General features: G+C 71.8%; 22 protein-coding genes and 2 tRNA genes. 15 read left to right on the top strand and 9 right to left on the bottom strand.

Going from position 1 to position 22605, the window contains the following annotated elements:
* The first annotated feature begins 62 nt into the window (after positions 1–62).
* Complete coding sequence (locus IE99_RS0106490) at positions 63–341, top strand: WhiB family transcriptional regulator (RefSeq protein WP_211258744.1); 279 nt, start codon at positions 63–65, stop codon at positions 339–341.
* An 89-nt stretch (positions 342–430) separates the two neighbouring features.
* Positions 431–616, top strand: a complete 186-nt coding sequence (locus tag IE99_RS0106485) for a hypothetical protein (RefSeq protein WP_030165089.1) — start codon at positions 431–433, stop codon at positions 614–616.
* A 275-nt stretch (positions 617–891) separates the two neighbouring features.
* Here IE99_RS0106485 and IE99_RS0106475 read toward each other — a convergent pair whose 3' ends face one another.
* On the bottom strand, positions 892–2223 hold the full coding sequence (locus IE99_RS0106475; protein WP_030165087.1) for an ABC1 kinase family protein: 1332 nt from the start codon (positions 2221–2223) through the stop codon (positions 892–894).
* A 172-nt stretch (positions 2224–2395) separates the two neighbouring features.
* Here IE99_RS0106475 and IE99_RS0106470 point away from each other — a divergent pair, with 172 nt between their 5' ends.
* The 3 genes from IE99_RS0106470 to IE99_RS0106460 all read left to right on the top strand — a co-directional run bounded on the left by IE99_RS0106470 (position 2396) and on the right by IE99_RS0106460 (position 4541).
* A complete protein-coding gene (locus IE99_RS0106470; RefSeq protein ID WP_030165084.1) occupies positions 2396–3184 on the top strand; it encodes an enoyl-CoA hydratase/isomerase family protein in 789 nt (262 codons plus the stop codon).
* Positions 3185–3384: 200 nt separating this feature from the next.
* The gene (locus tag IE99_RS0106465; RefSeq protein ID WP_051712103.1) at positions 3385–3912 is read left to right on the top strand and encodes a M48 metallopeptidase family protein; all 528 of its coding nucleotides are present in this window, start codon (positions 3385–3387) and stop codon (positions 3910–3912) included.
* Positions 3909–4541, top strand: a complete 633-nt coding sequence (locus IE99_RS0106460) for a hypothetical protein (protein ID WP_084219317.1) — start codon at positions 3909–3911, stop codon at positions 4539–4541. The genes IE99_RS0106465 and IE99_RS0106460 overlap by 4 nt, the downstream gene beginning before the upstream one ends.
* A 42-nt stretch (positions 4542–4583) precedes the next feature.
* Here IE99_RS0106460 and IE99_RS0106455 read toward each other — a convergent pair whose 3' ends face one another.
* From IE99_RS0106455 to IE99_RS0106445, 3 genes are read right to left on the bottom strand one after another with little or no spacing between them, the layout of a single operon-like run.
* The gene (locus tag IE99_RS0106455; protein ID WP_245623084.1) at positions 4584–5141 is read right to left on the bottom strand and encodes an NUDIX hydrolase; all 558 of its coding nucleotides are present in this window, start codon (positions 5139–5141) and stop codon (positions 4584–4586) included.
* On the bottom strand, positions 5138–5314 hold the full coding sequence (locus IE99_RS31710) for a hypothetical protein (RefSeq protein ID WP_157610075.1): 177 nt from the start codon (positions 5312–5314) through the stop codon (positions 5138–5140). Before IE99_RS31710 ends, IE99_RS0106455 begins: the two co-directional genes overlap by 4 nt.
* Entirely contained in the window at positions 5311–6675 is a 1365-nt protein-coding gene (locus tag IE99_RS0106445; RefSeq protein WP_030165071.1) for a zinc-dependent metalloprotease, read from the bottom strand. The genes IE99_RS31710 and IE99_RS0106445 overlap by 4 nt, the downstream gene beginning before the upstream one ends.
* An 89-nt stretch (positions 6676–6764) precedes the next feature.
* Here IE99_RS0106445 and IE99_RS0106440 point away from each other — a divergent pair, with 89 nt between their 5' ends.
* Positions 6765–7847, top strand: coding sequence for an NAD-dependent epimerase/dehydratase family protein (locus IE99_RS0106440; RefSeq protein ID WP_030165068.1), 1083 nt, complete (start codon positions 6765–6767; stop codon positions 7845–7847).
* 123 nt (positions 7848–7970) lie between these two features.
* Here IE99_RS0106440 and IE99_RS0106435 read toward each other — a convergent pair whose 3' ends face one another.
* Positions 7971–10886, bottom strand: coding sequence for a UPF0182 family membrane protein (locus IE99_RS0106435; protein ID WP_030165065.1), 2916 nt, complete (start codon positions 10884–10886; stop codon positions 7971–7973).
* 116 nt (positions 10887–11002) lie between these two features.
* Here IE99_RS0106435 and IE99_RS0106430 point away from each other — a divergent pair, with 116 nt between their 5' ends.
* From IE99_RS0106430 to IE99_RS0106415, 4 genes are all read left to right on the top strand, one after another.
* Positions 11003–11527 (top strand): PPA1309 family protein, encoded by a 525-nt coding sequence (locus IE99_RS0106430; RefSeq protein ID WP_037558778.1) that lies wholly within the window; start codon positions 11003–11005, stop codon positions 11525–11527.
* A gap of 10 nt (positions 11528–11537) precedes the next feature.
* Positions 11538–11987, top strand: coding sequence for a molybdenum cofactor biosynthesis protein MoaE (locus IE99_RS0106425; protein ID WP_030165059.1), 450 nt, complete (start codon positions 11538–11540; stop codon positions 11985–11987).
* A gap of 28 nt (positions 11988–12015) precedes the next feature.
* Entirely contained in the window at positions 12016–13062 is a 1047-nt protein-coding gene (locus IE99_RS0106420) for a YlbL family protein (protein WP_030165056.1), read from the top strand.
* A 45-nt stretch (positions 13063–13107) separates the two neighbouring features.
* A tRNA-Met gene (locus IE99_RS0106415) sits at positions 13108–13181 on the top strand.
* A gap of 190 nt (positions 13182–13371) precedes the next feature.
* On the opposite strand, the gene IE99_RS0106410 is transcribed toward IE99_RS0106415, so the two are convergent.
* Positions 13372–14487 (bottom strand): PucR family transcriptional regulator, encoded by a 1116-nt coding sequence (locus IE99_RS0106410; protein WP_037558777.1) that lies wholly within the window; start codon positions 14485–14487, stop codon positions 13372–13374.
* A gap of 130 nt (positions 14488–14617) precedes the next feature.
* Here IE99_RS0106410 and IE99_RS0106405 point away from each other — a divergent pair, with 130 nt between their 5' ends.
* Both IE99_RS0106405 and pruA read left to right on the top strand, forming a co-directional pair.
* Complete coding sequence (locus IE99_RS0106405) at positions 14618–15535, top strand: proline dehydrogenase family protein (protein ID WP_030165050.1); 918 nt, start codon at positions 14618–14620, stop codon at positions 15533–15535.
* Between the two features lie 38 nt (positions 15536–15573).
* On the top strand, positions 15574–17205 hold the full coding sequence (gene pruA, locus IE99_RS0106400) for an L-glutamate gamma-semialdehyde dehydrogenase (protein WP_030165048.1): 1632 nt from the start codon (positions 15574–15576) through the stop codon (positions 17203–17205).
* Here pruA and IE99_RS0106395 read toward each other — a convergent pair.
* Positions 17202–18410, bottom strand: coding sequence for a cytochrome P450 (locus IE99_RS0106395; RefSeq protein WP_030165046.1), 1209 nt, complete (start codon positions 18408–18410; stop codon positions 17202–17204). The two genes, pruA and IE99_RS0106395, sit on opposite strands and share 4 nt — an antisense overlap.
* A 57-nt stretch (positions 18411–18467) precedes the next feature.
* Between IE99_RS0106395 and IE99_RS0106390 the strand changes: the two genes are divergently transcribed.
* Positions 18468–19079 carry a TetR/AcrR family transcriptional regulator gene (locus IE99_RS0106390; RefSeq protein WP_084219316.1) on the top strand — a complete coding sequence of 204 codons (612 nt, stop codon included), beginning with the start codon at positions 18468–18470 and terminating at the stop codon, positions 19077–19079.
* A 45-nt stretch (positions 19080–19124) separates the two neighbouring features.
* Positions 19125–19201, top strand: a tRNA-Met gene (locus IE99_RS0106385).
* Positions 19202–19462: 261 nt separating this feature from the next.
* Here the strand turns inward: IE99_RS0106385 and IE99_RS0106380 are convergent.
* Positions 19463–20707: an HNH endonuclease signature motif containing protein gene (locus IE99_RS0106380; RefSeq protein WP_084219315.1), complete on the bottom strand. Its 1245-nt coding sequence runs from the start codon at positions 20705–20707 to the stop codon at positions 19463–19465.
* 535 nt (positions 20708–21242) lie between these two features.
* Between IE99_RS0106380 and IE99_RS0106375 the strand changes: the two genes are divergently transcribed.
* Positions 21243–21608: a DUF3054 domain-containing protein gene (locus IE99_RS0106375; RefSeq protein WP_030165037.1), complete on the top strand. Its 366-nt coding sequence runs from the start codon at positions 21243–21245 to the stop codon at positions 21606–21608.
* Here IE99_RS0106375 and IE99_RS0106370 read toward each other — a convergent pair.
* The gene (locus IE99_RS0106370; protein WP_030165029.1) at positions 21605–22564 is read right to left on the bottom strand and encodes an alpha/beta hydrolase; all 960 of its coding nucleotides are present in this window, start codon (positions 22562–22564) and stop codon (positions 21605–21607) included. The two genes, IE99_RS0106375 and IE99_RS0106370, sit on opposite strands and share 4 nt — an antisense overlap.
* Between the last annotated feature and the right edge of the window lie 41 nt (positions 22565–22605).

Below are 22605 nucleotides of genomic sequence, written 5' to 3'. Positions count from 1 at the left end.
TTGCCCGGACGACCCACCGACACGCACGTTGAGATCCAACGAGAGGAAAAAGGGTGACCGTGATGCTGGGGGCTCTCGCGATGAGCGAGGAGGACCTCACTCTCCCGTGCCGGACCGACCCGGAGCTCTTCTTCGCCGAGGCGCCCGCCGACGTCGAGCTCGCCAAGGCGCTCTGCCTGGAGTGCCCGCTGCGCAAGGAGTGCCTCGCCGGGGCGCTCGAGCGCCAGGAGCCCTGGGGCGTCTGGGGCGGTGAGCTGTTCGTCCGCGGCGTGACCGTCGCGCGCAAGCGGCCGCGCGGCCGTCCGCGCAAGCACCCGCTTCCGGACGACGTGACGGTGTGAGCAGCACCATGCCGACGATCGACCACAGCAACTCCGGGGGCGCGATCCCCGCAGCGGGATCGCGCCCCCGGGCCACCGGAGGAACCACGATGTACACGAACCTGCCGACCCTGATCTTGCCGAGCCAGGACCCGTACCGGGAGCGAATACCCGAGCCCGCGCCGGCCGACCTGGCCGTCCGCGTCCGGGCCCTGCGGCGCGCCCGGCGCGACGCGCGGACCCGCGCGTCGCGCGTGACCCGCGTCCTGCTGGCCCCCGCGGCCCCGCTCCGCTGAGGCGCCGTGCCGCGCTCGTCCCGGGGGCGATGAGCGCGGCGCGCCGCGGCTCGGCGATGCGTGGCCGGAACCGGTCACTCGATCACCGACATCGACCGCCGGTCGAAGGCCGACGCCTCCCGGCGGTCCTGGAGCGCGCACGGCGGCCCACTCGCCGGCGCGCGAACGAGAAAGCGGTGCCCGCGCACCCCATCAGTGCGCGGGCACCGCTCTTCGCTGTTCGAGCGGCCCGCTGTTTCGGGCGGCCCGCTGTTTCGGACGACCTGCTTTCCGGGTCAGCCGGTGACGAGCTCGCCCTCCTCGTCGTCCGCGAACCCCGGGATCCACTTCCGGGACTCGGCGCGGGCGGGGATCTCGCATTCCAGCTGGCAGAGCACGCCCGTCCCGGCGGACAGCACCCGGTGGATGATCACGTACTCGGGCGGCAGGTTGAGCTGCCGGACGATGTTGGTCGGCCGCAGGTCGGTGACGCGCGCCGCCATGTCGCGCAGCCACTCCCGGTTGAACTTGAACGTCTCGGTCTCGAACGGCTCGGTGATCGGGGCGAGGAAGCCCTGCAGCGAATCGAGATCGATCTCCACGCCGTCGCGGATGAAGTCCTCGTCGCGGAGGGCCTGCTCGATCTCGTCGATGTCCGCCATCGTGCCGATCCGCAGCAGCAGGCCGAGCCGCTTCTGGAATCCGCCGGGGATGCGGTCGACGGCGCCGAAGTCGAGGACCCCGAGCCGGCCGTCCGCCAGCAGGCGGAAGTTGCCGGGGTGCGGGTCGCCGTGCAGCATCCCGGACCGCTTCGGGCCGGACAGCAGGAACCGGCAGTACAGCAGCGCGGCGTGGTTGCGGGTGTCCTCGTCCCCGTCACTGATGATCTTCGAGAGCGGGGTGCCGTCGATCCACTCGGTGACCAGGACGTTCCCGGCCTGCGCGATCACTTCCGGGATGTAGAAGTCGGGGTCGTCGAGATAGGCCTCGCGGATCTTCGTCTGCGAGTCGGCCTCGATCGTGTAGTCGAGCTCCTCGACCACGCGCTCCTTCAGCTCGGCGAGCATGGACTTCACGTCCAGCCCCGGCATGAGGATGCCGAACAGCCGGCCGAGCCGCGCCAGCTGGTTGAAGTCGCTGATCAGCGCCTTGCCGGCGCCCGGGTACTGCACCTTCACCGCGACCGTGCGGCCGTCGTTCCACACCGCCCGGTGCACCTGGCCGATGGACGCCGCCGCGGCGGGCTTGTCGTCGAAGGAGTCGAAACCGTCGCGCCAGTCCGCGCCGAGCGCCTCCGCCAGCACCTTGTGGACGGCGGACGCGGGCAGCGGCGGCGCCGCCTCCTGCAGTTTGGTGAGCGTCGCCCGGTACGGGCCGGCGATCTCCGGCGGCAGCGCCGCCTCGAAGATCGACAGCATCTGGCCGAGCTTCATCGCCCCGCCCTTGAGCTCGCCGAGCACCTTGAACAGCTGCTCGGCGGTACGGGTCTGGATCTCCATGGCGACGGCCTCGGCCGGCCGGCCGATGGTGCGCTTGCCGAGCCCGAGCGCGGTGCGTCCGGCGAAGCCGATCGGGAGGGACGCCAGCTTTGCGGACCGCGTCACCGCGCGGCGGGGAAGATCGCTCACCCGCCCATTCTCGGTGATCCACTGTCGTTCGCGCCACAACAACCTGATTGCATTACCGGAGCCGGATACATCCGGGTCGCACGACCTGCGGCGTTATGGTAAGTGTGCGCTTTCTCACGCCGTCCGCCGCCCCGTGCGGCCGGTTCCGGACCCGAGCCGGTACGGTGCCGCCATGCCCGAAGCACTGCTGGTCGACCGCCGCCCGGACGGGATCGCCGTCCTCACGCTCAACGAGCCCGACCGCCGCAACGCGATGACGGACGAGATGACGGCGCTCTGGAAGTCGGCCATGGCGGGCCTGCGGGCCGACCCCGAGCTGCGCTGCGTCGTCGTCACCGGCGCGGGCTCGGCGTTCACGTCCGGCGGCGACCTCTCGTGGCTGGCGGAGAAGAACGCCGTCGCGGTCCCCGCGCTGCGCGACCGCATGCTCGCCTTCTACCGCACGTGGCTCGGCGTCCGCGCACTGGAGGTGCCGACGATCGCGGCCGTCAACGGGCACGCCGTCGGCGCCGGCCTCTGCCTCGCGCTCGCCTGCGACCTGCGCTGGGCCGCCGAGGACGCCAAGCTGACCGTCCCCTTCACCGCGCTCGGGCTGCACCCCGGGATGGCCGCCACCTGGCTGCTGCCCGAGGTCGCCGGGCTGCCGCTGGCCCGCGAGATGCTGCTGACCGGACGCGTCCTCACCGGCGCCGAGGCCGCCGCGCACGGACTGGTCAACCACGCCGTCCCGCGCGAGAAGGTGCTGGAGGATGCCCTCGCCGCCGCGGCGGCCGTCGCCGCGAAGGCGCCCGTCGCGACCCGGCTCACCAAGGTCGCGCTGTCCGGAGGCGGCCACCCCGACATGGAGACGGCCCTGCGCTGGGAGTCCCTCGCCCAGCCCGTCACGATGGCGTCCGCCGACATGATGGAGGGCCTCACCGCGCAGCGCGAGCGCCGCGCCCCCCGCTTCACGGGCGCCTGAGCACTCCCGGTAAAGGGACGGTTGACGGAGCGGAAAGGATGTTGTGCGAAAACCGCAACGGATGCGGTTATTCGCCCAAAAGAACACGGCTGACCTGCATCGATGGTCAACACCCCCTTTGGCGCGCGCAAATTTTTGGGTAACGTGCAGGCGTGCCCCCTAACGTTGAGGTTCGCCGCAGCACCCGACGCAGGCGGACGGTGTCCGCGTACCGCGACGGGGACAAGGTGGTGGTGATGGTCCCGTCCAGGCTCAGCAAGGCCGAAGAGGAGCAGTGGATCGCCACGATCCTCGAACGGCTGGAGGAGCGGGAGCGGCGGCGCCGCCCCAGCGACGCCGACCTGGAGGTACGGGCCCGCGAGCTGTCGCGCCGCTACCTGGACGGCCGCGCCGACCCGGCCAGCGTCCGCTGGGTCGCGAACCAGCGGACCCGCTGGGGCTCCTGCACCCCCGACGACGGCACGATCCGGCTGTCCACCCGGCTGCGCGGCATGCCCCCCTGGGTCGTCGACTACGTCCTCGTCCACGAGCTGGCGCACCTGCTCATCCCGGGGCACGGCGCCGACTTCTGGGAGCTCGTCGGCAACTACCCGAAGGCCGACCGCGCCCGCGGCTACCTGGAGGGCGTCGCCGCCGCGGCCCACCTGCCGCTCGACGCGGACGCCCCCGACACCGCCGACGCCGGCCTCCGCCACGGCGACGACCTGCCCCACGAGGTCGCCGGGTGACGCTGCCCGCCACCCGCTTCGCCGCCGTCCTGTCGTCCCCCCGCCCGAACGCGCCCGCCCCGCCGGGAATCGACCCGGACGCGCTCCGCCTCGCCGCCCTGGAGGACACCTACGAGGTCGCCGCCGGCCTCGACCTGGTGACCGCCGCGCTCGTCCTCGACCCCCCGCACCAGCCGGACGCCGAGGCCCTCACCTGGCCGGGCACTCCGATCGTCCGCGCGTCCGGCGCGGCCGCCGCCTTCGCCGCCCTCCACGCCGAAGGCGCCACCGAGGCCGCCCTCCTGGCGGGCGACGCCCCCGATCTCCCGCCGCTCCTGATCGGCAAGCTGTTCCGCGCCCTGGGCTCCGCCGCCGCGGCCGCGTGCGCCGCCGAGGGCGGCGGCCTGGTGGCCCTGGCGGCGCACCTTCCCCTGCCGGACTGGCTCGCCGGCGCGCTGCGGACCGTCGATCTCGACACCCCGGACGCCCTGGCCCGCCTCCGCGCCGCCGCACCCCGACCCGGCCTGATCCCGCAGGGCCCCGGCTGGCACCGCCTCCGCGGCCCGCATGACCTGGCCCGCCTCGACCTCGGCCTCGAAGGCTGGGAGAACACCAGGGCCCTGCTCGAAGGCCACCCCCTCACCCACTGACACCGCCCAGGCCACCGATCGGCGCCGGCGGGCGGCCCGCGCTCAGCTCGTGGAGCGGACGGCCTTCACGGCCCGGGTCACCAGGTTGCGGACGACGTCGTCGGTCTCGGCGGGCAGCGCGTCCACCGGGAACCAGGCCAGGTCGTCCGACTCCTCGCTGATCGCGTGGCGGGCGCCGGCCGGGGCCACCGCCGCGTACTGGACGTCCAGGTGCCAGCTGCCCTCCGGGTGGCAGCGGACCGCGTGGCGGTCGAGCTGCACCGGACCCGGGAGGAGGCGGAGGCCGCGGATGCCGGACTCCTCCGTCGCCTCCCGGAGAGCGGCGGCGGCGAGGGTCTCGTCGCCCGGTTCGCAGTGGCCGCCGAGCTGCAGCCACGCCTTGATCTTCGAGTGCAGCGTCAGCAGGACCCGGCCACCGGACGCGTCCAGCACGGCGGTGCTCGCCGTGAGATGCCCCGCGGCGCACTCCCGCCACATGCCGTCGGCGGGACGCTCCGCCAGATGGCGGAGGAACGCCACGCGCGTCCGGTCCTGGGCGTCGTCGGGGGCCTGCCAGGACGCCAGGACGCGCTCCGCGTCCGACCTCAGCCGATCGCTCACGCGCGCCCGATGCGGGGGTAGCGGGAGTTCGCCGGACGGCGCCGCCGCCGCTCCTGATCGCTCGGGCGCTGCCAGCACAGGCTCGCGCGCGCCACCCGGCGCCGGATGACGTTCGTGGACGAGTCCGGCTCGTACCGGCAGCCGCTCACCCGCGACGCTCGCGCGCGGCTCACGCGCCCGGCCCCTCGTCGCCGTCCGGCTTCGTGTCCGGATCCTTCCCGGGATCCTTCTCCGGCTCCTTCTCGGGCTCCTTCGTCAGCTCCGTCAGATCCAGGTCGGACAGGCCGCCGGTCTCGCCGCGGCCGTGGACGAAGCCGCCCGGGTCGTCCAGGTCGCCGGCCGTCGGCAGCAGGTCGGGGTGCTCCCAGACCGCGTCGCGGCCCTCGGTTCCCCGGACCTCCGTGAGCAGACGCCACAGCGCCGCCGCCTCGCGGAGGCGGCGGGGCCGCAGCTCCAGCCCCACCAGCGTCGCGAACGTCCGCTCCGCCGGACCGCCGGTGGCGCGGCGCCGCCGCACCGCCTCGGCCAGCTTCACCGCGCCGGGCAGCCGGCCCTCCGCGACCTCGTTCACGACCGTGTCGACCCAGCCCTCGACCAGCGCGAGCGTCGTCTCCAGGCGGGCCAGCGCCGCCTTCTGGCGGGGCGTCTCCTCCGGCTGGAGCGACAGTTCGCCGCCCAGCGCGTCCTGGAGCGCCTGCGGGTTGCTCAGGTCGAGGCCCTGCACCGCCTGCTCGATCCCGGAGAGATCGACGGTGATGCCGCGCGCGTACTCCTCCACCGCGCCCAGCAGATGCGCCCGCAGCCACGGGACGTGCGCGAACAGCCGCTGATGCGCGGCCTCCCGCAGCGCCAGGTACAGCCGCACCTCGTCCTCGGACAGCTCCAGGCCCGAACCGAACGCGGCCACCCCGGCGGGCAGCAGCGCCGCCACCCCGTCCGGTGCGAGCGGCAGGCCCACATCGGTGGAGCCCGTCACCTCGCGGGCGAGCGCGCCGAGCGCCTGCCCGGCCTGGCCGCCGACCATCGCGCCCGCCATCTGCTTGACCATGCCGATCAGCGGCCCGGCCATCGCCTGCACATCCGCGGGGATCTCACCGCCGCCGAGCGCGCCGCCCATCGACTCGACCATGCGGGACGCGATCGGATCGCACACCTTCGCCCACACCGGCAGCGTCTGCTCGATCCACTCGGACCGGCTCCACGCCTTCGGCGTCCGGATCCCGGCGGGCAGCGTGGTGCCCCCGTCCAGCCACAGGTCGGCGAGGCGCAGCGCCTCCTCCACCTGGCGGCGCTCCGCGTCCACGATCGAGGGGTCGCCCTGCTCCACCACGGTGTGCCGGGCTATGTTCTTGGCGAGATCCCAGTTCAGGGGGCCGCCCTGGCCGCCCGCCCCCGCCCCGCCGATCATGTCGGCGAAGCGGTGCAGCATGTCGGCGAACTGCGCCATGTCGCCGCCCATGGCCGAGAACGGATCCTGGGGCCGGTCGTCGTCGCCGTCGCCCTGGCGGTTGAAGCCGAAGGGAGGATTGCTCATCGGTTCGCCCCTGGGATGCATGATGGGCTCATATCCGCAACGTTAGCCGGTCCAGGCGAAGTCGCGTACACGAGGAAGGGGGCACCCCGGTGGCAACCGGCAAGGTTCGCCCACGGCGTAGCAAAGGCCCGGCCGTCGGTGTCACGGGCGCGGCGTCCGGAGCCGGACGGCTGCTGGCCGCCCGGCTCGCCGGCCACGAGGACGTCCGCAAGGTCGTCGCGATCGACGCGCAGCGCGGCGACGTGCCCGGCGTCACCTGGCGGGTCGTCGACATCCGCGACCCGCTGCTGTCGAACCGGCTCTCCGACGTCGACGTGATCGTGCACCTCGACCTCGACACGTCCCCGGACGCCGACTCCCGTGAGCGCCGCACCCACAACGTCCGCGGCGCGCAGACCGTCGTGACCGCCGCGGCCGCCGCCCGCGTCCGCCGGGTCGTCCTCGTCACCAGCGCGATGGTGTACGGGGCGGAACCCGGCAACGACCTGCCCCTCCCCGAGGACGCCCCGCTCCGCGCCGAGGCCAACGCCAGCATCGCGGGGGACTACCTGGAGATCGAGGACCTCGCCGCCGCCGCGCCGATCACCCATCCCGGTCTCGACGTCACCGTCGTACGGCCCGCCGCCCTCGTCGGCCCCGGCGTCGACACCATCGTCACCCGCCACTTCGAGGCGCCCCGGCTGCTCACCGTGAAGGACGGCACGACCGGCTGGCAGTTCTGCCACCTCGACGACCTCGCGTCCGCGCTGGAAACGGTCGTCGTCCGCGACCTGCACGGCGCTTTCGCCGTCGGCTGCGACGGCTGGCTCGACCCCGCCGAGGTCGGCGAGATTACCGGCAAGCGCGGCTTCGAGCTGCCCGCCGCCCTCACCTTCGGGATGGCGCAGCGCCTGCACCGCCTCGGCGTGACGCCCGCCCCCGCCACCGACCTGCACTACGTCGCGTACCCGTGGGTCGTCGACTGCGCCCGCCTCCGCGCCGCGGGCTGGAGACCGGCGTACGACAACGCCGCCGCGCTCGTCGCCCTGGTGGAGGAGACCGCCGGACGCCACGCCGTCGTCGGCCGCCGCGTCGGCGGCAAGGAGGCCACCATGGCCACCGCCGCGGGCGCGACCGTCGCCGCGATCGGCGCCGCCGCCGCGATCCGCCGCGCCCGCAAGCGCCGCCGCTAGCACCGCCGCCACCGCGAACCCGCCGCCGTCAGAAGTCCGCCGCCGTCGGGAATCGCCGGCGTCAAGAACCCGCCGCCGGTACCCGCCGCCGTCAGGAGCCCGCCATTGCCGGCGAACCCTCCGTCAGGAGCCCGGGGTCGGTGATGGTGAGCCCGTGGGCGACGGCGAACCCGAGGGGGATGGGCTGGGGGACGCCGCCGGCGCCTGCTGGGCCTGGATCAACGCGTTCTGGGCGTCCTTGATCCGCTTCCAGGCCTCGCCCATCTTCGGATAGTCGCCCTCGCTGCGCGCCTTCTCGTAGTCGGCGACGGCCTGCCGCAGATCGTTGATGGCCTGCACCGCCGCGGGACTGAGCGGCCCCGCGGTGCCCGGCTGCCGCGGATTCCGCTCGGGCGGCTGCGGTGCGCCGCCCGCCGCCCCGAGGATCTGCTTCAGCGCCTCGTCCAGGGTGTCGGCCGCCGCGATGTGGTCGCCGAACCGGACGAGCACCTTCCCGAGCAGCGGATACGGCTGCTGCTCGGCGCCGCCCGCCGCCTTCGTGTACATCGGCTCGATGTACAGCAGGCCCCCGGCGAACGGGATCGTCAGCAGGTTGCCCGGTACGGTCTTCGTCCCGCCGAGCCGGAGCGCGTTCAGGTCGCCCTTCACCTTCGCGTCCGTCTCGAAGGAGTTCTGGACCTGGCCCGGCCCCTGCGGCTGCGCGTTCCGCGGCATCTGCAGGACCTGGATCTTCCCGTAGTCGCCGCCCGGCGTGGAGCCCACCGCCATGAACGCCGCGAGCTGCGGGTTGTTGCGCGGGTTGAACACCGTCGTCAGCGCGAACGACTCCTCGCCCTGGCCGGGCATCCGGAGGCTCTGGTAGTACGGCGGCTGCCGCTTGCCCTGCGCGGCCGGGTCCTCCGGGACCTCCCAGAAACCCTCACCGTTGTAGAACGCCGACGGGTCCGTCACGTGGTACTTCGACAGGATCTGCCGCTGCACCTTGAACTGGTCCTGCGGGTACCGGAAATGGGACTCCAGATCCGCCGGGATCGCCGACTTCGGCTTGACCGTCCCCTTGAAGACCTTCATCCACGTCTTCGTGATCGGGTCGTTCTCGTCCCACTGGTAGAGGTTCACGGTGCCGTCGTAGGCGTCCACCGTCGCCTTCACCGAGTTGCGCAGGTAGTTGATGTGGTCGTTCGCCTGCCGCGCCACCGCCGACCGGGTGTCGGTCACCGTGTCGCGGGTCGCGTCGCCTAGGCTCATCCGCTCCGAGTACGGGTAGCCGCCGGACGTCGTGTAGCCGTCGATGATCCACGTGATCCGGCCGCCCACGACCGCCGGGTACGGGTCGCCGTCCAGCGTCAGCCACGGCGCCACGCGCTGCACCATCTCGCGCGGCCGCCGGTTGTAGAGGATCTTCGCGTCCTGCTTGATGGCGCCGGACAGCAGCAGGTTCTTCTCCTGGAACCTCGCCGCGAACAGCAGCTTGTGGAAGAACGAGTCGACCGGGACGCCGCCCTTGCCCGCGTAGGTGTTGCTCTGCTGGCCGGACGCGCTGTTGTCCGGGTAGTTCAGCTCCTGCTGGCCCTTGCCGCCGACCACCGAGTACAGCGGCGACCGCTCCCCGAAGTAGATCTCCGGGCGGTCCACCCGGATCTTCTGGCCCGGCGCCGCCGGCATGTCCTTGGTGATGAACTCCGGGACGCCGCCGCTTCCGAACCGGTCACCGAACGCCGACACGAACCCGTAGCCGTGCGTGTAGACCATCCGGTCCTTCACCCAGCTGCGCTGCCCTGCCGGGGCGCCCGACAGCTCCCGCAGCGCGACGATCGTGTCCACGAGGCTCCCGTCGACCTTGTACCGGTCGACGTCCAGGGTGTCGGGGAAGCGGTAGAACGGACGGATCCGCTGGAGCTGCTGGAACGTCTCGCCCACCACGTTCGGGTCGAGGAGCCGGACGCCCTGCAGGTTCGCCGCCTCCGTCTGCAGCTGCTTCTTGTCCGTCACCTGCTGCGACCCGTACTGGACGACCTGCGCGCCCGCCACGCCGTAGGCGTCCCGCGTCGCCTTGATGTTCCGCTCGATGTAGCGGCGCTCCTTGGCCAGCTCGTCCGGCTTCACCTGGAACTGCTGGATCAGCAGCGGGTACACGCCGCCGACCAGGATCGCCGACAGCACCAGCAGCGTGAAGCCCACGCCCGGCAGCATCATCCCGCGCCGCAGCAGGTTGCTGAAGAACAGCCCCGCGCAGATGACCGCGATGACGGCGAGGATCGTCTTCGCCGGAAGCAGCGCGTTCACGTCCGTGTACGACGCGCCCGTCGTCGCGCCCCGCTCCGAATGCACGAGGCCGTACCGGTCGAACCAGTACGCGAAGGCCTTCAGCAGGATGAACACGCCCACCAGCACCGACAGGTGCGCCCGCGCCGACGGGCTCGCCTTGTCGCCGGGACCCTGCAGCCGCAGTCCCCCGTACAGGTAGTGCACCATCACCGCGGCCACGATCGAGAGGACCACCGTCGCGAACACGATGCCCAGCACCAGCCGCAGGAACGGGTACGTGAAGACGTAGAACGACACGTCCTTGTGGAACTGCGGGTCCTCCACGCCGAACGGCGTCCGGTTCAGGAACGCCAGCCACACCGGCCACTGCCCCGCCACCGTCGACCCGGTCAGGACGCCCAGCAGCCCCAGCAGCCCCCCCGCGATCCGCCGGCGGCGCGGATCGATCACCGACCGGTACCGCTCCAGCCCCTGCTGCTCCATCGACAGCGGCCGGTACGCCGGCTTCAGCCGGTACGCCACCACCACGTTCGCGCCGACCACCAGCACCATGAAAAGGCCCGCGCCGAAGAACAGCGCCGCCTTCGCCCACAGCTGCGTCGTGTAGACCGACGAGAAGCCGACGGACCGGTACCAGAGCAGGTTCGTGTACATCGCGGCGAACAGCATGAAGGCGACCAGCAGCACCGCCGACACCACCAGTGCCGGCAGGACGAGCCGCGTCCGCCCCGCGCCGAGCCGACGGCCGAGGCCGGGAGTCCGGAAGGCCAAGGCCCCCTCCGATCGTGATGCGCCCACCGGCGGGCAGCCGGTGCTGTGTATGCAACTTACCGAGAACGCGAGGGGTTCCGGCATTTCCACATGCACGAACAGGGAAGGATGGGCGCGTGAGCCTCCTCGAAGAAGTCGTCCTCGACCTCGAACGGCACTGGGCCGAACGGGGCTGGGACGCGGCGCCCTGCATGTACGCGCTGGTGAGCAGCGGTGAACTCCGCCGCGCCGAGCCCGAACTGGCCGACCAGCTCGGCCTCGACCCCGGCACCGAGACCCTCGCCGCCCTCGAGCAGCCCGCGCTGCCCGAGCAGGCCACCGTCGAGGACGCCCTCGCCACCATCGCCTGGCCCGAACCCGTCGAAGGCTGCGCACTCGTCATCGAACGCGTCGTCCTCCCACCCGAAGCCGAGGACGACATCCCCGACGACGAGGCCGAAGCCGCCGCCTACGCGGCGAACCACCCGGGCCGCGAGGACGTCCGCATGATCGTCGCGGTCCTGCGGGACGGCACCCGCCACTCCGCCCTCCGGCTCCGCCGCCACGACGCCGACGACGAGGTCGTCACCGGCCCCGAACTCGTCCCCGCACTCGCCGACGCCCTGCACGCCACATTCGAACCGGACGAACCCGGCGAGTAGCCTGCCCTATGTGAACGACGACACCGCTGCCGGCCGGCCGGACGTCATCCGGCTGGCCGCCGTCCGCGACACCCCGCTCTCCGTCGACGAGGTCCTCGGCGCGGTCGGCGACCCCGGCGCCGGCGGCACCGCCGTCTTCATCGGGACCGTCCGCGACACCGACCACGACCGGGCCGTGACCGCCCTCTCCTACAGCGCCCACCCCAGCGCCGAACGGGAACTCCGCGCCCTCATGGAGAAGATCGTCGCGGACTTCCCCGTCCGCGCCATCGCGGCCGTCCACCGCGTCGGCGACCTCGACATCGGCGACCACGCCGTCGTCGTCGCGGCGTCCTGCCCCCACCGCGCCGAAGCCTTCGCCGCCTGCCGCCGCCTCATCGACGACCTCAAGGCGCAGGTCCCCATCTGGAAGCACCAGACCTTCGCCGACGGCGGCGACGAGTGGGTCGGGGCCTGCTGAACCCCCCGCTGCGCATAGAGTTTCCGCCATGTCACGTCGTGCCGCCACGCTCGCCGTCGCGAGCGTGCTCGTCCTCCTGCTCGCCACCATCGGGTCCCTCATGCCCGTCCCCTACGTGGCGCTGATGCCCGGCCCGACGACCGACACCCTCGGCACCACCGGCAAGGGCGTCCCCCTCGTCAAGATCGAGGGGCGGACCGTCCACCCCGCCACCGGCCACCTCAACTTCACCACCGTCACCTACCGCGGCGGACCCGGCGGCCGCATCGACCTCTTCACCGCCCTGCGCGGCTGGCTCGACCCCGACGTCGCGATCGTCCCCGAAGAAACGATCTTCCCCGAGGACGAGTCGCCCGAACAGGTCGACGAAGAGAACACCCGCCAGATGCGCGCCTCCCAGCAGAACGCCGAAGCCGCCGCCCTCCACGAACTCGGCATCCCCTACACCACCCAGGTCCTCGTCGACTCCGTCCAGAAGGGCCGGCCCGCCGACGGACGCCTCAAGCCCGGCGACGAGATCACCGCCCTCGACGGCGCCAAGGTCACCACCGTCGCCCAGATCACCGGCGCGATGACCCGGCGCAAACCCGGCGACAAGGTCACCCTCAGCACCCGGCGCGGCTCCACCGCCCAGCAGCACACCCTCACCGCCGCCGCCGGCCCCGAGAACCGCGCCGTCATCGGCGTCGTCCTCGCCGAACAGTACAAATTCCCCTTCACCATCGACATCAGCGTCGGCGACGTCGGCGGCCCCAGCGCCGGCCTCATGTTCTCCCTCGCCATCATCGACAAACTCACCCCCGGCCCCCTCACCGGCGGCAAGTTCATCGCCGGCACCGGCACCATCACCCCCCAAGGCCAGATCGGCCCCATCGGCGGCATCCAGCAGAAGATGCTCGCCGCCCGCCGCGCCGGCGCCACCGTCTTCCTCACCCCCGCCGACAACTGCGCCGACGCCGTCGCCGCCCGCCCCGACGGCCTCCGCCTCATCCGGGCCCAAACCCTCCACGACACCGTCCAAGCCCTCAACGACCTCATCGCCGGCAAGAACGACCTCCCCACCTGCACCAAGTAGCCGATTTGGCCCCACCCCCCGCATGCCCTACAGTTGAGCCAACGCCGCGGGGTGGAGCAGTTCGGTAGCTCGCTGGGCTCATAACCCAGAGGTCGCAGGTTCAAATCCTGCCCCCGCTACGAGGTCGGGTCCGCATGGTCGGCGCTTTGCGCCTTCCGTGCGGACCTCTTCGCTTTTCCCCGGGGGGCGACCCCCCCGGAGCCCCCCGGCTGTGGGGGCTCCGCCCCCACGCCCCCTTTTGGGGCTTCGCCCCTTGCCCCCCTTTTCTCTGCGGCTTGGTGAGGCCGCCCTCCCGCCCGTGCGGCTTTCTCAGGTGGGTGCCTCTTCCTCTTCTTGGGTCAGGTGGGGGGCCAGGGTCAGGGCCAGGTGGAGGGTGAGGCGGTCTTGACCACTGGACGTGGACAGGCCCGCCAGTTTCTCTATCCGCGCCAGGCGGTGGTAGAGCGTCTGGCGGTGGATGTTCAGGTCCTTCGCCGTTCGCTGGACGCTTCCGGCGTTGTCCAGGAACGTCCTGGCGGTCTCCGCCAGGTCCTTGTTCTTCAGGAGCTCGGACGTGCCCTCTGTCTGGATCGTCTGGATCAGGGAACCGTCGTCCGCCGCCCGCAGGAGGCGCAGGGCGCCCAGGGTCGTCCAGTCCCTCGTCTCGCCCGGGGCCGCCGCTCTGGCGGCGACCCTGGCTCGCAGCCAGCCCTCGTGGACGTCGGCCAGGGTCGGGCACGGCGTGCAGAAGCCCGCCCGAACCGTGGCGTTCCTCTCCTCCAGGAGGCGGCGGGCCCTCTCTATCGTCGTTCGCGGATTGCCGGCCTGCGGAATCAGCAGGACGTGGTCACGCTGCCAGACCGTCGTCAGGACGGAATGGGGGAGCAGCCAGGGATTGAGGGGCTCCGGGCTCTCCGTTTTCAGGACCGCCACCGAAACGGGGGCGTCCAGGGCGCCAGCCTCCGCCAGGTCGTCCGCCGCCTGGGCCCTCGTCCCGGGGTGCGTCGACAGGAGGTCGGCCACCTTCCACCCGAAATCGTCGCGCTCCCTCGCCCGGCGCGCCATGAGGAGGCCCGCTTGCTCGCAGAGCGGCATCGCCTCCCGCGCCTTCGCGGGGGTGATCCGCTCCTGGTCGTCCAAGAGCCAGAGGTAGCCGTACGTCACGTTGTTCCAGCGGGCCGGGAGGCAGAGGCGGCCCAGCTGGCCCAGCGACGGATCCGCCGGGATGCGCACCGGGCCCGTCGCGCGGGCTATGCCGTGCCTCTCGAAACGGGTGCGGACGGCCTCCGTCGCGCGGCGGTGCAGGATCGACTCCATCCGGATCGGGTCGATCGTGTCGCCATGGGCCGCGTACGCGACCAGGTGGAGATCGCGGTCCTCCAGAGTCGCGGGAGCGCCCAGGAGGTCGGCCGCCACGTCCACCAGCTCTTGGAGATCGCGCGCCATCGGTACTCCATATGTATGACCATTCGCGGTCCTCGAAGTGACATCTGACTGTATGTGATCGGCCTGCGCTGACCTACCGTCGAAGGTGTTCCGGGCGATTCGTCTGCCCTCGTCCTTGGCTGGAGGCGCCTTGTTCGGTCCCCTCATCCTCGCGGCCGCGCGCAGTCCGCGGATGCGCGGGCTCGTCACCGGAGTCCCCCTGACGCGGGGGGTCGTCGACCGCTTCATCGCCGGCGAGGGGCTGGACGACGTGCTGGGGGCCGTCCGGGAGCTCACGGACGCCGGGCTGTCCGTCACCCTCGACCACCTGGGGGAGGACACGGTCGAGGCCGGTCAGGCCGCCGCCGCACGGGACGCCTACCTCGCGTTGTTCGAGCTCCTCGGGTCCGCCGGGCTCGCCGCCGGGGGCGACGCCTCCCTGAAGCTGTCCGCCCTGGGGCAGGCGCTGGACGCCGGTCTCGCTCTCGGCCACGCCCAGGACATCTGCGCCGCCGCCTCCGAGGCCGGGATGACCGTGACCCTCGACATGGAGGACCACACCACCGTCGACTCGACGCTGGAGACCCTCGGGAAGCTGCGGGGCGACTTCCCGTGGGTGGGGGTCGCCGTCCAGTCCATGCTCCGCCGCACCGCCGGCGACCTGCGCGACCTCGCGCACGAGGGTTCCCGGGTCCGGCTCGTCAAGGGCGCCTACGCGGAGCCCGCCTCCGTCGCCTACCAGGACAGGGCGTCGATCGACCGCGCCTACGTCCGGGACCTGCGGCTGCTCATGGAGGGCGACGGGCACCCCATGATCGGCAGCCATGACCCGCGGATCATCGAGATCGCGCTGGCCCTCGCCTCGGTGACCGAGCGCCCCGCCGACACCTACGAGTTCCAGATGCTCTACGGGATCAGGGCGGACGAGCAGCGGCGCCTCGCGGACGCCGGGCAGCGGATGCGCGTGTACGTCCCCTACGGCGCCGACTGGTACGGGTACTTCATGCGGCGGCTCGCCGAGCGGCCCGCCAACCTCGCCTTCTTCCTCCGGTCGTTCGTCTCCCGCTGACCGGCCCTTCTCTCCTTCCTCTCTTGGAGGTCTTGTCCATGGACGCCGTCACTTCCGTGCCCGCGCCGGTCAACGAGCCCGTGCTCGGATACGCGCCCGGGAGTCCCGAGCGGGCCCGGCTGGCGGCCGCGATCGACGCGCTCACCGCCGAGGGCCCGGTCGATCTGCCCATGACGATCGGCGGCGTCCGGCGGCTCGGCGGCGGCGCCAAGGTCGCCGTCGTGCAGCCGCACCGGCACGCCTCCGTGCTGGGGACGTTCGGGAACGCCACGCAGGACGACGCCCGCGACGCGATCGGCGCCGCCCTCGCGGCGGCGCCGGCATGGCGGGCGCTGTCGTTCGACGACCGGGCCGCGATCTTCCTGCGGGCCGCCGACCTGCTGGCCGGACCGTGGCGGGAGCGGATCCTCGCCGCGACGATGCTGGGGCAGTCCAAGACCGTCCAGCAGGCGGAGATCGACAGCCCGTGCGAGCTGGTCGACTTCTGGCGGTTCAACGTGCACTTCGCGCGGCAGATCCTCGCCGAGCAGCCGATCAGCTCGCCCGGGGTGTGGAACCGGACCGACCACCGGCCGCTGGAGGGGTTCGTCTACGCGATCACCCCGTTCAACTTCACCGCGATCGCCGGGAACCTGCCCACCGCGCCGGCGCTCATGGGGAACGTCGTCGTGTGGAAGCCGTCGCCCACGCAGACGTACTCCGCCGTGCTGCTCATGCGCCTGCTGGAGGAGGCCGGGCTGCCGGACGGGGTCGTCAACCTCGTCACGGGTGACGGCATCGCCGTGTCCGAGGTCGCGCTGGCGCATCCGGAACTCGCGGGCGTGCACTTCACCGGGTCCACCGCCACCTTCCAGCACCTGTGGAAGACCGTCGGGGCCGGCATCGAGAACTTCCGGAGCTACCCGCGGCTCGTGGGGGAGACGGGCGGCAAGGACTTCATCGTCGCCCATCCGTCCGCCGACCCCGCCGTCCTCAAGACCGCGATCGTGCGCGGCGCGTTCGAGTACCAGGGGCAGAAGTGCTCGGCCGCCTCACGCGCCTACGTTCCCCGCTCCCTCTGGGACGGCGGGCTCCGCGACGCGCTCGTCGCGGAGGTCGAGGGGCTCACGATGGGGGACGTCACCGACCTGTCCAACTTCATGGGCGCGGTCATCGACGCGCGGGCGTTCGCCAAGAACAAGGCGGCGATCGACCGGGCCGCCGCCGACCCCGCCGTCACGATCGTCGCGGGCGGGACATGCGACGACTCGGTCGGCTACTTCGTCCGGCCGACGGTGCTCGTGAGCGACGACCCGACGAACGAGATCTTCCGGACGGAGTACTTCGGGCCCGTCATCGGCGTCCACGTCTACGAGGACGAGCGGTACGAGGAGATGCTGGCCCAGATGGAATCGGTGTCGCCGTACGCGCTGACCGGTGCCGTCATCGCCACCGACCGGGCCGCCGTCGCCCGGACGATGGAGGCGCTGCGCTTCGCCGCCGGGAACTTCTACGTCAACGACAAGCCGACCGGTGCCGTCGTCGGGCAGCAGCCGTTCGGCGGGGGCCGGGCGTCCGGAACGAACGACAAGGCCGGTTCGGCGCTGAACCTGCTGCGGTGGACGTCTCCCCGGTCGATCAAGGAGACGCTCGTCCCGCCCACGGACTACCGGTACCCGCACATGGGTTAGGCCCCGATGCCCGTGGCCGGGAGCCGTTCCCAGCCACGGGTGAAGGGCGATCGGATCCGCTCGGCGTTCTCCAGATCCACGCCGATGTTCGGGTGGGCGGCGTAGAGCTCCTCGAACGCCACGCGGGCCTGGAGCTTCGCGAGGTGCGATCCGATGCAGAAATGGACACCGCTCGCGAAACCCAGATGCCGCGGGATGTCCCGGGTGATGTCGAGTTCGGCGGCGGACGGCCCGAACTCGCGCTCGTCCCGGTTCGCCGAACCGTAGAGCAGCATCACCTTCTCCCCTTCCGGGATCTCCGTGTCGTGGAGGCGCACGGGGCGCGTCGTCGTCCTGCCCAGCGCCTGGACCGAACCCTCTAGGCGGAGGAACTCCATCAGGGCGTTGGGGATGAGGTCCCGGTCGGCGGCCAGCCGCTCGCGCTGGGCGTGGTCGCCGTCCAGGAGCATCACGCCGTGCGAGATCAGGTTGCCGGTCGTGTCATTGCCGCCCGCCACCATGACGAAGCAGAAGCCGAGGATGTCCCAGTCGGTGAGGCGCTCTCCCTCCACCTCGGCCGCCGTCAGCGCGCTGATCAGGTCGCCGGACGGGTCCGCCCGGCGGGCCGCGATCACGTCGGCGAAGTACGCGAACATCTCGGCCACCGCCTCAGCCGCGCCGCCGGCGTCGAGGGACGCCAGGTCGAACCCGTCGTCCTGGAGGGTCGTCAGGGCCGCCACCCACGGGTCGAACCGGGACCTGTCCGCCTCCGGGACGCCCAGCAGATTCGCCAGCGCGAACGTCGGCAGGGGTGAGGAGAAGTCGCGGTGAAGGTCGGGCGTCTCGCCGTCCGCCGCCTTCCGCTCCATGAGCGCGATGCGTCCCCGGACGAACTCCCTGATCAGATCCTCCATGGCCGCGATCCGGCGGGGGGTGAAGCCGTGGCTGACCAGCCGCCGCAGGACGGTGTGGCGCGGAGGGTCCAGCATGACGATCGTGGGGGCGAGGCCGAGCGTGCCGATCTCGTCCGGGTAGAAGGTCAGTCCCTGCGCGGAGGAGAACGTCCCCGCGTCCCGGGTCGCCTGCCAGATGTCCTCGAACCGCGACAGCGCCCAGAACGACGGGTCGTCGTGGCGGTGAACGGGGTCGTCGTCACGCAGCCGGCGGTACACGGGATAGGGGTCGGCCTGGAAGCCGGGATCGAACGGGTCGTAGGCGTCCGCCATCGGGACCTCCAGTTTTAACGGCGTCCGTTATTAACGTCTTCCGTTAGTATCATCGGCGTGCCACGCGACGCAAGCGCCACCCGGGAACGCCTCATCACCGCCGGCGCCCGCCTCTTCGCCACCCACGGCATCGACGCCGCCCGCACCCGCGACATCGTCACCCTGGCCGGCCAGGGCAACGACTCCGCGATCACCTACCACTTCGGCTCCCGCCAGGGCCTCCTCGAAGCCATCCTCCGCGCCGGCGTCGAACGCATGGAACCGTCCCGGACCACCGCCCCCGCCGACCTCCCCGGCGTCGTCACCGCCATCGTCGAGCCCACCGCCGCCGAACTCCGCACCCCCCACGGCCGCGACTTCCTCCGCATCACCGCCCAGCTCGCCGGACGCGCCGGGATCCGCGACGACACCACCCCCGCGCTCCTCCACGGCACCCGCCTCGTCCGGCAACTCGATCTCCTGGCCGCCTGCCTCGCCCACCTCCCCGAACCCCTCGCCCGCGAGCGGGTCTCCCTCTTCATCGCCTTCCTCACCGCCGCCCTCGCCGACCGCACCACCCGCATCGAGGCCGCCGCCCCCGGCCGCGACCTCCCCGTCGACCACGGCGCCTACGTCGCCGACCTCACCGCCATGCTCACCGCGGCCCTCTCCGCACCCCCCGCTCCGTAACCGGTTTGCGCAACTCCCCAGCTCCCCATACAGTTGAACCAACGCCGCGGGGTGGAGCAGTTCGGTAGCTCGCTGGGCTCATAACCCAGAGGTCGCAGGTTCAAATCCTGCCCCCGCTACCAAGGAAAGGCCCGGAAGAAGGTACTCACCTTCCTCCGGGCCTTCTTCGTTCCCCGCGCCTGTTCCCTGGGGATTCCACTCGCTCCCGCCCGCACGGCGGGACGCCGTCACCCGCCGTCGACGGTGACGCCGTAGTCGCGGGCCAGGCCGGCGAGGCCGTCGCCGTAGCCCGGCCGGGCGTGTGGGTATGGGCGGCGGGGCGGTGCCGGCCCTCGTCGCAACGTTCGGTCGTGCTCGGGATGGCCGGGAATCCGGCCGCCGGGTCAGGGGCCTTCGCGTTGGATGGGGTGGCCGCGGCCTAGATCATCCGGTGGAAGGAGCCGGTAGACGTAGCGGCCGTCGGAGTGTTGGCCGATGTGGATCTGGTTCGGGTGGGTGGCTTTGAAGCGGTTGTGGAAGCCGCAGCAGAGGGCGAGGCGGTCGATGTCGGTGGGGCTGCGTCCCAGGGCCCAGCCGTCGACGTGGTCGACCTCGCACGCCGTCCCGGGGATCTCGCATTCGCGGACCGCGCAGGTGGGATACAGCGTCTCCAGGACCTGGCGCTGGGCGGGGGAGGCGAACCGGACCCGATGACCCAGGTACAGAGGTGTGGTGCCCTTGCCGAGCAGCAGGGGTGACACACCCGCGCTCAAAGCGATGCGGCGGGCCTGCTCGGGCGGCAGGGGAGTGCCGTTGGCCAGGCGGGCGGGCGCGGCGCCGCCGGTGAGGGTATCGAGGTCGACCACGACGGTGACCTTCGCCTGCGCGTGCCCACCCGACAGGATGCCGATCAGGGCGTCGGCGGTGCGGTGCGCGGTGTCGCGGGTGTCGCCGGGGCCGGCGGGCTTGGCCAGCGGGGTGACGGTGGTGTCCCAGACGGCGGCATGTTCGGGGGTGAGGTAGCCGCGGAAGAACACACCGCCGTCCAGCGACCGCGCCACCGAAGTCCAGGAATCCTCGTGCCCGCGCCGCACATCCTCGTCCGGGATGGCGGTGCCGTCGCGTTCGGCGACCAGTTCGCGGATCCGGCGGCCGAACGCCGCGAGCTTCCCGGGCGCGAATCCCTGGTCGGCCAGCTCCAGCAGGATCCTCTCTGCGGCCTCGACATCGCCCGGGTCGGTGATCCGCGCGGTCTGCACCGCGTCAGCCACCGTGGCGGCGTACCCGAACGACAGATCCCCGCCCGCGAACCGCTTCGTGACCTGCGGCAGACGATCGCGCTGACGCGCCAGCGTCAAACGCTCACTCGCGCGGGCGTCCCGCATCCCCAGCACCGACCGCAACCACGAGCGAGTCGAGGGATAGCCCCACCGCTTCGCCTCACCGGCCCGATCGATCACCCCCACCATTCCGGCGATCGCTGCCTCGTGGTGGTCGGTAGCGGCGGCCAGCGCCTTGGTCAGCTCCAGGCACGCGGCCGCCGATTCGGGCGGGGTGCGCTGGGCGAGTTCGGCGGCGATCCGCGCGGCGACGTCCACCAATTCGGCGGTGGACGCCCCGGCCATATCGGATGCCGTCATCGAACTCATGTTCTAATGATAACCGACCACAAAAGATCGAATGCACTTAACGCAAGATTTTCGCCGCCGATCTGACCCCTCCGAAATGGAAGGCCACAACTCGCGATTCGGCCGCAGTCGATGAACGCAGTTTGTCTCTCTTCTGCCCTTCGCCTCTGGGTTCTGTGGTGGGTGGTGGGGGCGGCGCGTCGGGCGGGGGCAGGCGGAGCCTGCCCGACGAAAGCTGCACCCAGGGGCCGTAGAGGCTCCGAAGTCAAGGGTGGGACGGAGTCCCATCGCGAAGCGACGCGAAGCGCCCTTGACTTTGGAGGGGCGGCCCCGTACGCAGCGCCGCCCCCACCACCCACTCCCGAGTCCGAATTCGAAAGCGAACTCGAAAAACGAGCTGAACAACACACTGGAAAAACCAGAAAGCAAGAAGAGTCGCCGATAAGCTCCGACCAACCCCGAAGGAATCCAGCGCCAGTGCGACGCTGGAGCAAAATGCGCATGCGGCGACACCCACGAGTGCCGGTGCGGCGCGGTGGATTCGTATGCTGTGGGGATGCGGTTCTTGGGGTTGGTCGTGGACGGTCTGCTCGTGCTCTTGTTCGTGGGCATCGGACGGCGGACGCACGCCGAGGCGGAGTCGGTGCTCGGGTTCGCGTCCGCCGCCTGGCCGTTCCTCGCGGGGCTCCTGGTCGGGTGGGCGGCTTCCCGGGGATGGCGGCGACCACTGGCGCTCGTGCCGACCGGGGTCGTGGTGTGGGTCAGTACCGTTGCGGTCGGGATGGTGCTCCGGGCGGTTTCCGGGCAGGGGACGGCGGTGGCGTTCGTCCTCGTGGCCACCGGGTTCCTCGGGGCCGTGCTCCTGGGCTGGCGGGCCCTGGCCGTGGTTCTGGGACGACGGGTCGTCGCGCGGGAAGGTTAGGCGCCGAGCGCCTTCATCAGCGCGGGCCAGGAGCGGTGCAGTTCGCGTTGCCAGTAGCTCCAGCTGTGGGTGCCCGCCTCGTACAGGTGGGTCGTGGCGGGGATCTTCAGCTGGGACAGGCGCGCCAGGAACGGTTTCACCGTGTAGTGGCAGAACTCCTCGGCCGGGTCCACCGCTTGGGCGGTGCGCGGGTCCAAGGGACCCTTCTTGCCGTGTTTCGCCACGGAGATGTAGAGCTTCGTGCCGCGCAGGCGGTGGGCCTGGGTGAGCGGGTCGTGCGCCCGCCAGATGGCGCGCTGCCAGAAGGGGTCGCCCCACATCGCGTTCTTGTCGGTGAAGGGCCCCAGGCCGGAGAGGCCGGTGAGCAGGACCTCCGGCGTGCCTGGGGTGAGGGTGGACGCGAAGGGGCTGTACGCGGCGGCGAATCGGAACATGCCGGGGTGGCGGGCGGCGTAGATCAGGGCTCCGTAGCCGCCCGTCGACTGGCCGATGACGGCTCTGGCCCTGCCGGCGCGGTACGAGCGTTCCAGCAGGGTGCGGAGTTCGGTCAGGTGGAACGTCTCCCAGGCGGGGGTGCCGCCCAGGCCGTGGTTCCACCAGTCGGTGTAGCCGCCTGCGTAGCCGCCCTCCGGCATGACGACGATGACGTCGCGGGTGGCGGCGAGCTTCTCGATGTCGGTGTTCTTCGTCCAGGCGGTGTAGTTCGTGTTGCCGCCGTGGAGGGCCCACACGACGGGCCAGGTCCGCTTCGCCTTGCGGGACCAGCCCTTCGGGAGGAGCAGGCGCACCTTCAGCGACCTGCGCATGGCCTTGGACGGGACGGTGAGGTCCAGGGTCCGGGCGTTGATCCGCTTCTCGCCCACGGCGGCGCCGGCGGTGCCGGTGAGGAGGCCGCCGCCGAGGACGGTCCCTGCCGAGAGCAGGGCGGTGCGGCAGAAGGTGCGCCGGTTGTCCATGCGGTCTCCGATCGTGGACGTGACGAGACCGTAACAACGAG

Source organism: Spirillospora albida, from assembly GCF_000718255.1.
In the GTDB taxonomy this organism is placed as follows: domain Bacteria; phylum Actinomycetota; class Actinomycetes; order Streptosporangiales; family Streptosporangiaceae; genus Spirillospora; species Spirillospora albida.
The sequence above is the reverse complement of the archived record's forward strand: the minus strand, read 5'-3'. Positions and strand labels throughout refer to the sequence as shown.

What these genes read in the sequence shown, in the direction of transcription:
- IE99_RS0106485 (WP_030165089.1), top strand. Translation starts at nt 431, where the DNA reads ATGTACACGAACCTGCCGACCCTGATCTTGCCGAGCCAGGACCCGTAC.
- pruA (WP_030165048.1), top strand. Translation starts at nt 15,574, where the DNA reads ATGGACGCCGTCACTTCCGTGCCCGCGCCGGTCAACGAGCCCGTGCTC.
- IE99_RS0106420 (WP_030165056.1), top strand. Translation starts at nt 12,016, where the DNA reads ATGTCACGTCGTGCCGCCACGCTCGCCGTCGCGAGCGTGCTCGTCCTC.
- IE99_RS0106370 (WP_030165029.1), bottom strand. Translation starts at nt 22,564, where the DNA reads ATGGACAACCGGCGCACCTTCTGCCGCACCGCCCTGCTCTCGGCAGGG.
- IE99_RS0106395 (WP_030165046.1), bottom strand. Translation starts at nt 18,410, where the DNA reads ATGGCGGACGCCTACGACCCGTTCGATCCCGGCTTCCAGGCCGACCCC.
- IE99_RS0106375 (WP_030165037.1), top strand. Translation starts at nt 21,243, where the DNA reads ATGCGGTTCTTGGGGTTGGTCGTGGACGGTCTGCTCGTGCTCTTGTTC.
- IE99_RS0106490 (WP_211258744.1), top strand. Translation starts at nt 63, where the DNA reads ATGCTGGGGGCTCTCGCGATGAGCGAGGAGGACCTCACTCTCCCGTGC.
- IE99_RS0106470 (WP_030165084.1), top strand. Translation starts at nt 2,396, where the DNA reads ATGCCCGAAGCACTGCTGGTCGACCGCCGCCCGGACGGGATCGCCGTC.
- IE99_RS0106445 (WP_030165071.1), bottom strand. Translation starts at nt 6,675, where the DNA reads ATGAGCAATCCTCCCTTCGGCTTCAACCGCCAGGGCGACGGCGACGAC.
- IE99_RS0106380 (WP_084219315.1), bottom strand. Translation starts at nt 20,707, where the DNA reads ATGAGTTCGATGACGGCATCCGATATGGCCGGGGCGTCCACCGCCGAA.
- IE99_RS0106410 (WP_037558777.1), bottom strand. Translation starts at nt 14,487, where the DNA reads ATGGCGCGCGATCTCCAAGAGCTGGTGGACGTGGCGGCCGACCTCCTG.